Genomic DNA, 14,161 nt, shown 5'->3' with positions numbered 1-14,161 from the left:
GCCGCGCCCTACGGCGCCCTCAACCTGGGCGGACCACGTGGGGGATGATCCGCAGGCGGTGCAGGCCAACCGGCGCATCCTGGGCGACGCGCTGGCGCTGGGGCGGCGGCCAGACGGCCCGGCCCGTCTTCCTGCGCCAGGTGCATGGCTGGCAGGTGGCCGCGCTCGGCCCCGACACCCCGGACGGCACCGAGGCCGATGCCTGCACGGCCACCGGGCCGGGTGTGGCCTGCACGATCATGGTGGCCGACTGCCTGCCGGTCCTGCTGACCGATGCGCGCGGCACCCGCGTGGCGGCCGCGCATGCGGGCTGGCGGGGGCTGGCAGGGCAGGACGGCCGCGGCGTGCTGGAAGCAGCCTTGGAGTGTTTTAGGCCTCCAGCACAATCAGAACTAGGGCATATTGCTATAAAAAATGTAGCATCTGCTTCGCCGGCGCAGAAATCCGTGGCGGAGCCGGCGGCCGACTCCCGGGCCGACTCCCGGGCTGATTGCATCGCCTGGCTGGGCCCCTGCATCGGCCCGACGGCGTTCGAAGTGGGCCCGGAAGTGCGCGCCGCGTTCTGCGACGCCCTGCCTGCGGCCGCCCGGCATTTCAGCCCGCAAGGCGGAAGCAAATACCTCGCCGATCTGGCCGGCCTGGCGCGGCAGCGGCTGCAATCCCTGGGCGTGGACCGCGTCCACGGCAATGACGGCAGCGCCGCGTGGTGCACCGTGGGCCAGCCGTCACGGTTCTTTTCGCACCGGTACGGCAGCGCCTTCGGTGGCAGCGGGCGCTTCGCCGCCTGCATCTGGCTCGACCGCGCCGTCGGCGGCTGATGTCGGCGCTGGCGTGGGGGCGGGCGTCTGCCCTGCGGCTGCCGCCTGCGCGGCCTCGCGCTCGGCCAGCTGCCGCGCATGGATCGCGCGTTTGCGGCCCGGCGTGCCCAGGATGTACACCACGATCGACATGGGCAGCAGCCCGTAGAGGGCGAAGGTGATGAGGGCGCCAAGCACCGTGCCGTTCGGGGCCATGGCTTCGGCCACCGCCATCAGCAGCGTGACATACAGCCATCCAATGACAACGAGATACATGTGAGGGCCTGGGTTGGAAGGCAGTTGGTGAAAAAAGGCAAGCGGCGTTGCCACGGTGCTCGCCGCTCGGCAACAATGGCCGCAATGGTCCGCCCCGGACGCGGCCATGCATATTCTTGTGGAGGAGACGAACATGGCGGATTCTGAAGCACCCTGGGGAGCGGACCCCCAGGCATTCCAGCAGTTCCAGCAAATGCTGGGCAAGGGCTGGACCCAGGCGATGCAGGCTTTCCAGCAGGCCGCCCCGGCGGGCGCTGCCGGCGCCTTCGCCAAGGCGCCTGCTGCTTCGGTGCAGTTCGCCCCCGAAAAGCTCGCGGCCCTGCAGCAGCAGTATGTGAAGGAGGCCACCGCGCTGTGGACGCAGGGGGCGCAGGCCAATGCCAGCGCGGACCGCCGTTTCAGCGGCGAGGCCTGGGCCCAGAACCCCGTGGCCGCCTTCTCGGCGGCGGCCTACCTGCTCAACGCGCGCACCCTCATGGGCCTGGTCGATGCGGTCGAAGCCGATGCCAAGACCCGCGCGCGCATCCGGTTCGGCGTGGAGCAATGGATGGCCGCCATGGCGCCCAGCAACTTCCTCGCCTTCAATGCCGAGGCCCAGAAGAAAGCCATCGAAACGCAAGGCGAGAGCATCGCCAAGGGCGTGGCCAACCTACTGCACGACCTGCGCCAGGGCCACGTCTCGATGACCGACGAAAGCCTGTTCGAAGTCGGCCGCAACGTGGCCACCACCGAGGGGGCGGTCGTGTTCGAAAACGCGCTGTTCCAGCTCATCGAATACAAGCCGCTCACGGACAAGGTGCACGAGCGGCCCTTCCTCATGGTGCCGCCGTGCATCAACAAGTTCTATATCCTCGACCTGCAGCCCGAGAACTCGCTGATCCGCCATGCGGTGAGCGAGGGGCACCGCACCTTCGTCGTGAGCTGGCGCAATCCGGACGATTCGCTGGCCCATCAAACCTGGGACGACTATGTGCAACAGGGCGCGCTGGCCGCCATCGGCACGGTGCAGGACATCACCGGCGCGGCGCAGATCAACGCCCTGGGTTTCTGCGTGGGCGGCACCATCCTGAGCAATGCGCTGGCCGTGCTGGCCGCGCGCGGCGAAGAGCCGGTGGCGAGCGCCACCTTCCTCACCACGCTCATCGACTTTTCCAACACCGGCATCCTGGACGTGTTCATCGACGAGGCGTTCGTGCAGTTCCGCGAGCTGCAGATGGGGAAGGGCGGCATGATGAAGGGGCAGGACCTGGCCTCCACGTTCAGCTTCCTGCGGCCCAACGATCTGGTGTGGAACTACGTGGTGGGCAACTACCTCAAGGGCGAGACGCCGCCGCCGTTCGACCTGCTCTACTGGAACAGCGACAGCACCAATCTGCCCGGGCCCTTCTATGCCTGGTACCTGCGCAACTTCTACCTCGAGAACAACCTGGTGCGGCCCGGCCGGCTCACGGTGTGCGGCGAGGCCATCGACCTGAACCTCGTGGATCTGCCGGTGTACATCTACGGCTCGCGCGAAGACCACATCGTGCCCATCGACGCGGCGTATGCCTCCACCCAGGTGCTGCCGGGCAAGAAGCGCTTCGCGATGGGCGCGTCCGGCCACATCGCCGGCGTGATCAACCCGCCCGCCAAGAAAAAGCGCAGCCACTGGCTGCGCGAGGACGGCCAGTTGCCCGGCACGCTCGACGAATGGCTCAAGGGCGCCACCGAGCACCCTGGCAGCTGGTGGACCGACTGGTCGCGCTGGCTCAAGGGCCATGCGGGCAAGCTGGTCGCGGCGCCCAAGGCCTATGGCCGCGGCACGCGTTTCAAGGCCACCGAACCGGCGCCGGGGCGCTACGTCAAGCAAAAAGCCTGACGCCGCAGTGTGTGTGCCGTGCGGCTGACACAATCGGCCGCACGGGCGCGCCGCGGCCCGCAGGGCTCCCCGATTTCAAGATTCCCGTTTCTGCACAAAAAGGACTGATATGGAAGACATCGTCATCGTTTCCGCCGTTCGCACGGCCGTGGGCAAGTTCGGCGGCGCGCTCGCCAAGACCCCCGCCACCGAACTGGGCGCCATCGTCATCAAGGAGGCCCTGGCCCGCGCCAAGGTGCCGCTGGACCAGGTCGGTGAAGTCATCATGGGCCAGGTGCTGACGGCCGGCGTCGGCCAGAACCCCGCGCGCCAGGCCATGATGAAGGCCGGCGTGGCCAAGGAAACCCCCGCCCTCACCATCAACGCCGTCTGCGGCTCGGGCCTGAAGGCCGTCATGCTGGCCGCCCAGGCCATCGCCACGGGCGACAGCGAGATCGTGGTGGCCGGCGGCCAGGAGAACATGAGCCTGTCGCCCCACGTGCTCAATGGCTCGCGCGAAGGCCAGCGCATGGGCGACTGGAAGATGACCGACACCATGATCGTCGACGGCCTGTGGGACGTGTACAACCAGTACCACATGGGCATCACCGCCGAGAACGTGGCCAAGGAACATGGCATCACCCGCGAGCAGCAGGACGCGCTGGCCCTGGGCAGCCAGCAGAAGGCCGCCGCGGCACAGGACGCCGGCAAGTTCGCCGATGAGATCGTGACCGTCAGCCTGGCGCAGAAGAAGGGCGACCCCGTGCTCTTCAACGCCGACGAATACCTCAACCGCAAGACCAATGCGCAAGCCCTGTCGGGCCTGCGCCCGGCCTTCGACAAGGCCGGCTCCGTCACCGCGGGCAATGCGTCGGGCCTGAACGACGGCGCCGCCGCCGTGGTCATGATGAGCGCCAAGAAGGCCGCCGAACTGGGCCTGGAGCCCCTGGCACGCATCGTGTCCTACGGCACCAGCGGCCTGGATCCCGCCACGATGGGCATGGGCCCGGTGTCGGCGACCCGCAAGGCGCTGAAGCGCGCCGGCTGGACCGCGGACGACGTGGACCTGTTCGAGCTGAACGAGGCCTTCGCCGCCCAGGCCTGCGCGGTGAACCAGGCTTTGGGCCTGGATGCCGCCAAGGTGAACGTGAACGGCGGCGCCATCGCCATCGGCCACCCCATCGGAGCGTCCGGCTGCCGCGTGCTCGTCACACTGCTGCACGAGATGAAGCGCCGCGGCGCCAAGAAGGGCGTGGCCGCCCTGTGCATCGGCGGCGGCATGGGCGTGTCGCTGGCGGTCGAGCGGGCCTGAGCGGCGCGCGGTGCTTCGACCACCGCGCTGCTGCATCAAGCCAAAAGCCGCACTTCGGTGCGGCTTTTTTTTGCCTGCGGCGTGGCTGCTGCGGTTCTGATAGCACGCGGGGCCCGCACGGCTTTGTCAAAATTTGTGTGGCTCGGTGTTTTCCTCAGCGGCCGGGCGTGGAATCTTGGTTAGAGTGCTCGCGTGAATCGTTGATAAGGAGAACTCACATGAACCAGAAAGTAGCGTATGTCACAGGGGGCATGGGTGGCATCGGAACGGCCATCTGCCAGCGTTTGCACAAGGATGGTTTCAAGGTCATCGCGGGCTGCGGGCCCACGCGCGACCACGCCAAATGGCTGGCCGAGCAAAAGGCGCTGGGCTATACCTTCTATGCCTCGGTGGGCAATGTCGGCGACTGGGATTCCACCGTGGAGGCCTTCACGGCCACCAAAGCCGATCACGGCACCATCGACGTGCTGGTGAACAACGCGGGCATCACGCGCGACCGCATGTTCCTCAAGATGTCGCGCGAAGACTGGGATGCGGTCATCGAAACCAACCTCAACAGCATGTTCAACGTGACCAAACAGGTCGTGGGCGACATGGTGGAAAAGGGCTGGGGCCGCATCATCAACATCAGCAGCGTGAACGGCGAGAAGGGCCAGGCCGGCCAGACCAACTATTCCGCCGCCAAGGCCGGCATGCACGGCTTTTCGATGGCGCTGGCGCAGGAACTGGCGACCAAGGGCGTGACGGTGAACACCGTGAGCCCGGGCTACATCGGCACCGACATGGTGAAAGCCATCCGTCCCAACGTGCTGGAAAAGATCGTGGCCACGGTTCCGGTCAAACGCCTGGGCGAACCGAGCGAGATCGCATCGATCATCGCCTGGCTCGCCTCGGAAGAGGGCGGCTACGCCACGGGGGCCGATTTCTCGGTCAACGGCGGGCTGCACATGGGCTGAACGGCGGATGCCGTTTTTCGCGGCACCCGTCAAGGCAACAAAAACCCCGCCGAGGCGGGGTTTTTTCAATTTGGGGGGGAGGAAATGGGGGAGAAGGGAAGGAGGCGCTGGCGGAGGCTGTGGTGTCGAAGTGACCTGAGCCTTCTGGGCCGAAGCGCCAGCCCTTAGAGGCGGGCCGGTGCGCGCTTGCGGTCGCGTTCGTCTTCGGGCCAGGCGGACATGATAGCGGTGGTAGTCATACGGTTATCTCCTGTGATGGATGAACAACGCCCCGCCCGGAAGGCCCGTTGACAGAAGAATGCAAAAAAAACGCAACCAGTTGGCGGCGATTTTTTTGCTCCTAAAAACGTAGCTAATCAATGAGGCCCCCTTTGCCACTAAACCTGAATTCAGTGGCAATGGTTACATGGTTTTACGCTTCGCCGGCTTGAGATTCGAGGGTTTCCACCTCAGATGAAATTTCCAGCCAGCGCTCTTCGAGCTGGTCGGTTTCATCGGCACAGGCTTTCAGCCTACGCCCGTTTTCCGCGATTTCGGCCGGCGGCAGGGGCTGGGTCAGGCGTTCCTCGATCTCGGCTTTCTCGGCCGTGAGCGCGGCCAAGCGTTGGTTGACCTTCTCCAGCTCGCGCTTCAAGGGCCGGGTTTTCTCGGCCAGCTGCTGCCGGGCCTGGGCACCCAGCTTGCGTTGCTCCCGCGCATCGCGCGCCACGGGCGCAGCGGCCACTGGCGCGGGCGTCACCGAAGGCGCAGGGGCAACGGGCGCTGCCACCGGCGCGGCGGTCACCACCGCCACGGGTGCCGACGAAGCCGCGGACTCGGCCGCCTTGGCCTGCTCGCGCAGGCGTTTGGATTCTTCCAGCAGGTAGCGCTGGTAATCGTCCAGATCGCCGTCGAACGGGCCGACCACGCCGCGTCCCACCAGCCAGAATTCATCGCACACCGCCCGCAGCAATGCCCGGTCATGGCTGACCAGCATCACGGTGCCTTCGAACTCGTTGAGCGCCATGGACAGCGCCTCGCGGGTGGCCAGGTCCAGGTGGTTGGTAGGCTCGTCCAGCAGCAGCAGGTTGGGGCGCTGCCAGACGATCATCGCCAGCACCAGGCGGGCCTTTTCGCCACCGCTCATCGTGCCGACCGATTGCTTGACCATGTCGCCGGAGAAATTGAAGCTGCCCAGGTAGCTGCGCAGGTCCTGCTCGCGGCTGGGCTCGCGGGCGTTGGGGCCCAGTTCCTTCGCCAGGCGGATCATGTGCTCGAGCGGATTGTCGGAAGGCCGCAGCACGTCCAGTTCCTGCTGCGCGAAATAGCCGATGGACAAGCCCTTGCCCTCGGTGACCGAGCCGGCCAGCGGCTTCATTTCGCGCGCGATGGTTTTGACCAGCGTGGACTTGCCCTGGCCGTTCGCGCCCAGGATGCCGATGCGCTGGCCTGCCAGCACGGAGCGGCTCACATGCCGCAGGATGGTCGTCGGCTCGCCTTCCTCGGGCGTGTACCCGAACGACGCGTCGCTGATCGCCAGCATGGGGTTGGGCAGGTTGACCGGCTCCTTGAATTCAAAAGTGAACTCCGCCTCGGCCAGCAGGGGCGCGATCTTTTCCATGCGCTCCAGCGCCTTGACGCGGCTTTGTGCCTGCTTGGCCTTGCTGGCCTTGGCCTTGAAGCGGTCGATGAACTTCTGCAGGTGGGCGATCTTGTCCTGCTGCTTGGCGAACGAGGCCTGCTGCAGCTCGATCTGCTGGGCACGCAGTTCCTCGAAGCGGCTGTAGTTGCCGCCGTAGCGGTTCAGTTGGGCGTTCTCGATCTGCAACGTGACGTTGGTGATGGCATCGAGGAATTCGCGGTCATGGCTGATCACGATCAGCGTGCCGGCATAGCGCTTGAGCCACGCTTCCAGCCACACCAGAGCGTCCAGGTCCAAGTGGTTGGTGGGTTCATCGAGCAGCAGCAGGTCGCTGGGGCTCATCAGCGCCCGCGCCAACTGCAGGCGCATGCGCCAGCCGCCGGAGAAGCTGTTCACGGGGTGTTCCAGCTCGGACACGCGGAACCCCAGGCCCAGGATCAGCGCCTGGGCGCGCGGCACGGCATCATGGTCGCCCGCATCGGCCAGGTCGGAATAGGCATGCGCGATGGCCATGCCGTCTTCGTCCTGCTCCGCTTTAGTGAGTGCTTGGCGCAGTTCGGCCAGTCGCGTGTCGCCGTTGAGCACGAATTCGGTGGCCGATTCCGAGGTCTCCGGCATGTTCTGCGCGACCTGGGCCATGCGCCACTGCGGTGGAATGAAGAAGTCGCCGCCATCCTCGTGCAGCGTGCGGTTGAGCAGTGCGAAGAGGCTGGATTTGCCCGCGCCGTTGCGCCCGACCAGGCCCACGTTCTCCCCGGGGTTGATGGTGACGGAGACGCGGTCGAGCAGGACCTTGGCGCTGCGGCGCAAGGTGACGTTTTTGAGTGTGATCATCGATAAGAACCAGCAAGGGCGTTCAAAAAACGCCCGAAGAAAAAACGGGGGGCTGGATGGCAAGCACCAGCCCGGCGCGCGCCGCAAACGGCAGCCCGCGCGAAGGGAGCAGGGCGCCTGGGCGCCCCGATCGGCAGTGCGAAATCAGGTCGGGTGTGCCACCAGTGCCTCGCGGGTGATCAGCAGCACCTGGTCCTCGCCAGCGCTCGTGTCGAGCCAGAACACAGGCAGGTCCGGAAAGGCGGCTTCGAAATGGCTGCGCTCGTTGCCGATTTCCAGCACCAGAACGCCGTCTTCGCTCATGCAGCCGGGCGCCTGCGCCAGCAGGCGGCGCACGAAGTCCATGCCATCCGGGCCACCGGCCAGGGCCAGCGCGGGCTCGGCAAGGTACTCCTGGGGCAGCGCCGCCATGCTCTGGGCATTCACGTAGGGGGGGTTGCAGAGGATCAGGTCCCACGGGCCCGGCACAGCGTCCAGCCCGTCGGACTGTTGCAAGGCCACGCGGTCCTGCAAGCCGTGCTTGTCCACATTGATGCGGGCCACGGCCAGCGCGTCAGGCGAGATGTCGGCCCCGGTGACCTGCACGTCCGGATAGACCATGGCCGCCAGGATGGCCAGGCTGCCGTTGCCGGTGCACAGGTCCAGCACGGCCCGCGTCTGCTCGCCCAGAAACCCGTCGATGCCGCCGTCCGGTGGCGGATTCACCAGCAGTTCGGCGATGAAGCTGCGCGGCACGATGGCCCGCTCGTCCACATAGAACGGAACGCCCTGCAGCCACGCTTCGCGCGTCAGGTAGGCCGCGGGTTTGCGGGTGGCGATGCGCTCTTCGAAGAGCGCGGCCACGCGGGCTTGATCGGCCGCAGCCACGGTACGGGCGGAGACGGGCTCCAGGCCATCGTCCAGCGGCTCGTCCAGGGCAATGCCCAGGCGCCACAGCACCAGCCACACAGCCTCGTCGCGTGCATTGGCGGTGCCGTGACCGAAGGCCACGCCCGAGGCCTCCAGCCGCGCGGTGCCCGACGCGATCAGGGCGCCGACCGTGTCGCCATGCACCTGGGCACCGGTGGTTTGCTCCGCTTCGCTCATGCGCCCGCCTGTGCGTTCAGATGCTCGAGCGTGCGGCGGTAGATGTTCTTCAGCGGCTCGATGTCGGCCACGACCACGTGCTCGTCGATCTTGTGGATCGTGGCGTTGGGTGGGCCCAGTTCGATCACCTGCGGGCAGATCTGCGCGATGAAGCGCCCATCACTGGTGCCGCCGGTGGTGGACAGCTCGGCGTCCAGGCCCGTTTCATCCAGGACCGCCTGCTGCACGGCCCGCACCAGTTCGCCGGGCTCCGTGAGAAAGGGCTGCCCGCCCAAGGTCCAGGACAGGCCGTATTCGAGGCCGTGGCGGTCCAGCAGCGCATGCACGCGCTGCTTCAGGCCCTCGGCCGTCGATTCGGTGGAAAAGCGGAAGTTGAAGTCGATCACCACCGCACCCGGGATGACGTTGGTCGCGCCCGTGCCGCCGTGCATGTTGCTGATCTGCCAGCTGGTGGGCGGAAAGAAGGCGTTGCCCTCGTCCCAGCGGATGGCGGCCAGTTCGGCCAGCGCCGGCAGGGCCTGGTGGATGGGGTTGCGCGCCAGTTGCGGGTAGGCGATGTGGCCCTGCACGCCCCGCACGGTGAGCCGCCCGCTGAGGGTGCCGCGGCGGCCGTTCTTGATCATGTCGCCGGTCTTCTCGACCGAAGTGGGTTCACCCACGATGCAGTAATGCAGCGCCTCGCCCCGCTCGCGCAGCCGATCGACCACCACCTTGGTGCCGTCCACCGAGGGGCCTTCTTCGTCGCTGGTGAGCAGGAACGCGATCTGCAGGCCCGGCTCGGGCGTGGCTGCCAGGAACTCTTCCACGGCAACGACGAAGGCGGCGATCGAGGTCTTCATGTCGCTCGCGCCGCGCCCATAGAGCTTGCCGCCGCGGTGCATGGGCGTGAAGGGATCGCTGCCCCATTGCTCGACGGGGCCGGTCGGCACCACATCGGTGTGGCCGGCGAATACTATGGTTTTGATAGCGTCATGCCCTAGTGCTGATTGCGCTGCGGGCCGTTTTGCCCACAGGTTGCTGACGCGGAAATCGTCCGGTCCGCTGTCCATGCGTTCGCAGTCGAAGCCGAGCGGCCGAAGGCGGTCGGCCAGCAGCTCCAGGCAGCCCGCGTCGTTCGGGGTGATGGAGGGGCGGGCAATGAGCTGTTCGGCCAGGTGCAGGGTTCGGGACATCGTTTGGGCAGGCGGTTCGGGCGAAGGAGGGCGGGGCGGGTCAGGACGGCTTGACGTCCAGCACGATCTCGGTGAAGGATGGCTGGTCTTCCTCTTCCCGCGCGGCCTCGCTCTGGGCTTTGGCGTTCTTGGAAGCCAGGGAGAAATCGTTCTGCAGCCGCCACATCAGGTTGGTGGGCGAGTCGGCATAGGCCATGCCTTCCTTGCGATCGATGCGGCCTTCGAGGATGAGCTGGGCCAGCGCCTCCTCGAACGTCTGAGAGCCTTCGGCCATGGACTTCTCCATGGCCTCGCGCACGCCCGAGAAGTCGCCCTTCTCGATCAGGTCGCCCACCAGCTTGGTGTTGAGCATGACCTCGACGGCGGGCACGCGGTCGCCGGCCGGGGTGCGCACCAGGCGCTGCGACACGATGGCCTTGAGCGCCGAGCCCAGGTCGCCCAGCATGGTGGGACGCACCTCGACGGGGTAGAAGCTCAAAATCCGGTTGAGCGCGTGGTAGCTGTTGTTGCCGTGCAGGGTGGCCAGGCACAGGTGCCCCGACTGCGCATAGGCAATGGCGGCGGACATGGTCTCGCGGTCGCGGATTTCGCCGATCAGGATCACGTCGGGCGCCTGGCGCAGGGCGTTTTTCAGGGCGGTCTGCAGCGACTGCGTGTCGGCGCCGATCTCGCGCTGGTTCACGATCGACTTCTTGTTGCGGAACTGGTATTCCACCGGGTCTTCCACGGTCAGGATGTGGCCGGTGAGTTGCTCGTTGCGGCTGTCGATCATCGAGGCGAGCGTGGTGCTCTTGCCCGAGCCCGTGGCGCCGACGACCAGCAACAGACCGCGCTTTTCCAGGATGAGGTCGCTCAGCACCGGCGGCAGGTTCAGCGAGGCCAGCGGCGGAATGTGCTGCGCGATGAAGCGGATCACCACCGCGTAGCTGCCGCGCTGGCGCATGGCGCTCACGCGAAAGCGCCCGACGCCGGTGAGCGGCACGCCCATGTTGAGTTCGCCGGTTTCCTCCAGCTCCTCGATGCGGTCGGGCGAGACGATCTCGGCCAGCAGATTCTTCGGCGCGTCGGCCGGAAGCACCTGGCTGTTGATCGGCACGCACTCGCCGTTGATCTTGATCAGCGCCGGCGCGTTGGCCGACAGGTACACGTCCGACGCCCGCTTTTCGGCCATCAGTCGAAGAATCCGTTCCATCGTGCTCATGGGGATTGCTCTTTCGTTCGTCGGGGTGCGGGTCGCGGGTGGACGGGCGGATCGGATCCGGGGCGGTGCGGCGTGCGGGGCTGTCAGTCGCGCAGCAGGTCGTTCAGGCTGGTGGTGGAGCGGGTCTTGGCATCCACCTTCTTGACGATGATGGCGGCGTACATGCTGTAGCGGCCATTGTCCTTGGGCAGGTTGCCGCTCACCACGACGGAGCCGGCCGGCACGCGGCCGAAGCTGGTCTCGCCGGTGGCGCGGTCGTAGATGGGGGTGCTCTGGCCGATGTACACGCCCATCGAGATGACGGAGTTCTCTTCCACAATCACGCCTTCGACGATTTCCGAGCGCGCGCCGATGAAGCAGTTGTCCTCGATGATGGTCGGGTTGGCCTGCAGCGGCTCCAGCACGCCGCCCAGCCCCACGCCGCCGGACAGGTGGACGTTCTTGCCCACCTGCGCGCAGCTGCCCACGGTGGCCCAGGTATCGACCATGGTGCCTTCGTCCACGTAGGCGCCGATGTTCACGTAGCTGGGCATCAGGATGGCGCCCTTGGCGATGTAGCTGCCGCGGCGCGCCACGGCGGGGGGCACCACGCGCACGCCGGTGGCGGCCATTTCCTGGGCCGACAGGTGGCCGAACTTCGTGGGCACCTTGTCGTAGAAACCCAGCTCGCCGGCCTTCATGATTTCGTTGTCCTTGAGGCGGAACGACAGCAGCACGGCCTTCTTGATCCACTGGTGCACCGTCCACTGGCCCACGCCTTCGCGCGTGGCCACGCGCAGCTTGCCGTTGTTCAGCTCGGCGATCACGTGTTCCACGGCATCCTGCACCTCCTTGGGGGCCGCGGCGGGCGAGAGGCTGGCGCGGTTGTCCCAGGCGTTGTCGATGAGGGTCTGAAGTTGTTGGGTCATGGGTCGGTTCAGGGATGGGATTGGATGAATTGCACGATGCGCTGGGCTGCCTCCACGCATTCTTCGGCTTCGGCCACCAGGGCCATGCGGATGCGTTGCGCGCCGGGGTTGACGCCGCCGGCCTCGCGGGCGAGGTAGCTGCCGGGCAGCACCGTCACATTGTATTGAGCGAGCAGTTCGCGGGCGAACTGCGCATCGGTCAGGCCCAGGGCGTCGGGCACGCGGGCCCAGAGGTAGAAGCCCGCGTCGGGCAGCGCCACGTCCATCACGCGGGCCAGCAGCGGCGTGACGTCTTCGAACTTGCGGCGGTAGAGCGCGCGGTTCTCGTCCACGTGCTGCTCGTCGTTCCAGGCCGCGATGCTCGCGCCCTGCACGGCCGGGCCCATGGCGCTGCCATGGTAGGTGCGGTAGAGCAGGAAGGCCTGGATCAGCCGGGCGTCACCCGCCACGAAGCCGCTGCGCAGGCCAGGCACGTTGCTGCGCTTGGACAGGCTGGTGAAGGCGACCAGGTTGCGGAAATCGGCGCGGCCGAGCTGGGCCGCGGCCTCCAGCCCGCCCAGCGGCGGCTCGCCCTGGAAGTAGATCTCGCTATAGCACTCGTCCGAGGCGATGACGAAGCCGTGGCGGTCGCTCAGCTCGAAGAGCTTTCGCCATTCGGCCAGCGGCATGACCGCGCCTGTCGGATTGCCCGGGGAACACACGAAGAGCAGCTGCGTGTTCTGCCAGACGCCCTCGGGCACGCTGTCCCAGTCCACGGCGAAGTTGCGGGCCGGGTCGCTGGGCGCGTAGTAGGGCGTGGCGCCCGACAGCAGCGCCGCGCCTTCGTAGATTTGATAGAAGGGATTGGGGCAAACCACCGTTGCGCCCGCGCGCGTTGGGTCGATGATGGTCTGCGCGAAGGCGAACAGTGCCTCGCGCGATCCGTTGATGGGCAGCACCTGGGTGGCGGCGTCCACCGCCAGGCCGTAGCGCCGCTGCATCCAGTCGGCGCAGGCCTGGCGAAGTCGCGGCTCGCCGGCCGTGGCGGGGTAGCTGGCCAGGCCCGACAGGCTTTGGGTGAGCGCTTCCTTGATGAAGGCGGGCGTGGGGTGGCGGGGTTCCCCCATGCCGAGGCTGATGGCGCGGTACGACGCGGGGGGCGTGACCCCCGCGAAGAGCTGTCGCAGCCGCTCGAAGGGGTAGGGCTGCAGGTGGGAGAGCAGGGGATTCATGGGCCGCCATTATGGTGGATGGAGCGCGGCCTTCCGCCGGGTACGCGTCCACCCGCAATGGCCCCGGGAAGGGGTTGGCGGGGCGGTGGAGACGGGCCGGCGCACGCCGTGTTCGCCGCCGGTGGCACGGTTTCGGGTTCGGCGCGCGTCAATCGCGCGTAAGTCGCAGCCTTTAGCATTCGCGCACTAAAAGCGCTTGGGGAGACATCGGAATGGGTTCATTTTCGCCAATGGGGCCGGGCGTGCGGCTGATGCGCCGCCTGGCGCTGCCCGCCAAGATGGCGCTGCTGTCGGCCACCGCGTTGGCTTCGATGCTGGCCTTGGCGCTGGCCACGCAGGGCCGCTGGTGGTGGTTCGCTGCCGGAAGCGGTCTGGTCGCCTACCTGGCGGCGGCGATGCACCGCGGCATGGCGGACGACCTCGCGGTGCTGGCCCATGCCATGGACAGCGCAGCGCGCGGCGACCTGGGAGCGCGGCCGCGCATCGTGGGGCAGGACGAAATGGCCCGACTGGGTGGCCTGCTGGAGCGCATGGTGCTCATGCTGTCGTCGATGGTGGCCGACATCCGCAGCAATGCCGCGCTGGTTGCCCATGCCGGCGAAAGCCTGGCCGCGGACAACCGGGCGCTGGCCGAGCGCACCGAGCAGCAGGCCGCCAATCTGGAGCAGACCGCCGCGAGCGTCGAACAACTGTCCTCCACAGTGCAGCAGAACGCCGAAACCGCCCGCTCGGCGGACCAGCAGGCGGCCCAGGTACGCACCTCGGCCGATGCGGGCGCGCAGGCCATGGGCCGGGCGGTGCAGTCGGTCGAGGCCATCCAGCAGGGTGCCAGTCGCATGGCCGAGATCACGGCGGTGATCGACGGCATCGCCTTCCAGACCAACATCCTGGCGCTGAACGCGGCGGTGGAGGCGGCCCGCGCGGGTGAGCAGGGCCGGGGATTCGCCGTG

General features: G+C 67.2%; 11 protein-coding genes and 1 pseudogene. 5 read left to right on the top strand and 7 right to left on the bottom strand.

Annotated elements, in window-relative coordinates; all coding sequences use genetic code 11:
- Window positions 1-818 (top strand): annotated as a pseudogene (locus AC27KI_RS11625) (purine nucleoside phosphorylase YfiH/LACC1 family protein); the annotation flags it as partial.
- On the opposite strand, the gene AC27KI_RS11620 reads toward AC27KI_RS11625, so the two are convergent.
- Window positions 726-1,073: a hypothetical protein gene (locus tag AC27KI_RS11620; RefSeq protein ID WP_487089578.1), complete on the bottom strand. Its 348-nt coding sequence runs from the start codon at window positions 1,071-1,073 to the stop codon at window positions 726-728. The pseudogene AC27KI_RS11625 and the gene AC27KI_RS11620 sit on opposite strands and share 93 nt — an antisense overlap.
- A 133-nt stretch (window positions 1,074-1,206) precedes the next feature.
- Here AC27KI_RS11620 and AC27KI_RS11615 point away from each other — a divergent pair, with 133 nt between their 5' ends.
- The 3 genes from AC27KI_RS11615 (at window position 1,207) to phbB (ending at window position 5,178) form a co-directional block, all read left to right on the top strand.
- On the top strand, window positions 1,207-2,931 hold the full coding sequence (locus AC27KI_RS11615; RefSeq protein WP_487089579.1) for a PHA/PHB synthase family protein: 1,725 nt from the start codon (window positions 1,207-1,209) through the stop codon (window positions 2,929-2,931).
- 109 nt (window positions 2,932-3,040) lie between these two features.
- Window positions 3,041-4,222 (top strand): acetyl-CoA C-acetyltransferase, encoded by a 1,182-nt coding sequence (locus AC27KI_RS11610; RefSeq protein ID WP_487089580.1) that lies wholly within the window; start codon window positions 3,041-3,043, stop codon window positions 4,220-4,222.
- A gap of 218 nt (window positions 4,223-4,440) precedes the next feature.
- Window positions 4,441-5,178 carry an acetoacetyl-CoA reductase gene (gene phbB, locus AC27KI_RS11605; RefSeq protein ID WP_487113915.1) on the top strand — a complete coding sequence of 246 codons (738 nt, stop codon included), beginning with the start codon at window positions 4,441-4,443 and terminating at the stop codon, window positions 5,176-5,178.
- A gap of 412 nt (window positions 5,179-5,590) precedes the next feature.
- Here phbB and AC27KI_RS11600 read toward each other — a convergent pair whose 3' ends face one another.
- The 6 genes from AC27KI_RS11600 to dapC form a co-directional block, all read right to left on the bottom strand.
- Window positions 5,591-7,633 carry an ABC-F family ATP-binding cassette domain-containing protein gene (locus tag AC27KI_RS11600; protein ID WP_487113913.1) on the bottom strand — a complete coding sequence of 681 codons (2,043 nt, stop codon included), beginning with the start codon at window positions 7,631-7,633 and terminating at the stop codon, window positions 5,591-5,593.
- Between the two features lie 144 nt (window positions 7,634-7,777).
- On the bottom strand, window positions 7,778-8,719 hold the full coding sequence (prmB, locus tag AC27KI_RS11595; RefSeq protein WP_487113911.1) for a 50S ribosomal protein L3 N(5)-glutamine methyltransferase: 942 nt from the start codon (window positions 8,717-8,719) through the stop codon (window positions 7,778-7,780).
- Complete coding sequence (dapE, locus tag AC27KI_RS11590; protein ID WP_487113909.1) at window positions 8,716-9,891, bottom strand: succinyl-diaminopimelate desuccinylase; 1,176 nt, start codon at window positions 9,889-9,891, stop codon at window positions 8,716-8,718. The genes prmB and dapE overlap by 4 nt, the downstream gene beginning before the upstream one ends.
- 40 nt (window positions 9,892-9,931) lie before the next feature.
- Complete coding sequence (locus tag AC27KI_RS11585; RefSeq protein WP_284431151.1) at window positions 9,932-11,092, bottom strand: PilT/PilU family type 4a pilus ATPase; 1,161 nt, start codon at window positions 11,090-11,092, stop codon at window positions 9,932-9,934.
- 83 nt (window positions 11,093-11,175) lie between these two features.
- A complete protein-coding gene (gene dapD, locus AC27KI_RS11580) occupies window positions 11,176-12,000 on the bottom strand; it encodes a 2,3,4,5-tetrahydropyridine-2,6-dicarboxylate N-succinyltransferase (protein WP_272569511.1) in 825 nt (274 codons plus the stop codon).
- Window positions 12,001-12,008: 8 nt separating this feature from the next.
- On the bottom strand, window positions 12,009-13,211 hold the full coding sequence (dapC, locus tag AC27KI_RS11575) for a succinyldiaminopimelate transaminase (RefSeq protein ID WP_317355347.1): 1,203 nt from the start codon (window positions 13,209-13,211) through the stop codon (window positions 12,009-12,011).
- A gap of 212 nt (window positions 13,212-13,423) precedes the next feature.
- Here dapC and AC27KI_RS11570 point away from each other — a divergent pair.
- Window positions 13,424-14,161: methyl-accepting chemotaxis protein (locus AC27KI_RS11570; protein ID WP_487113906.1), on the top strand; the 738-nt coding region annotated here is incomplete at its 3' end.

It is taken from the genome of Acidovorax sp. KPB24-03, from assembly GCF_057546605.1.
The sequence above is the reverse complement of the archived record's forward strand: the minus strand, read 5'-3'. Positions and strand labels throughout refer to the sequence as shown.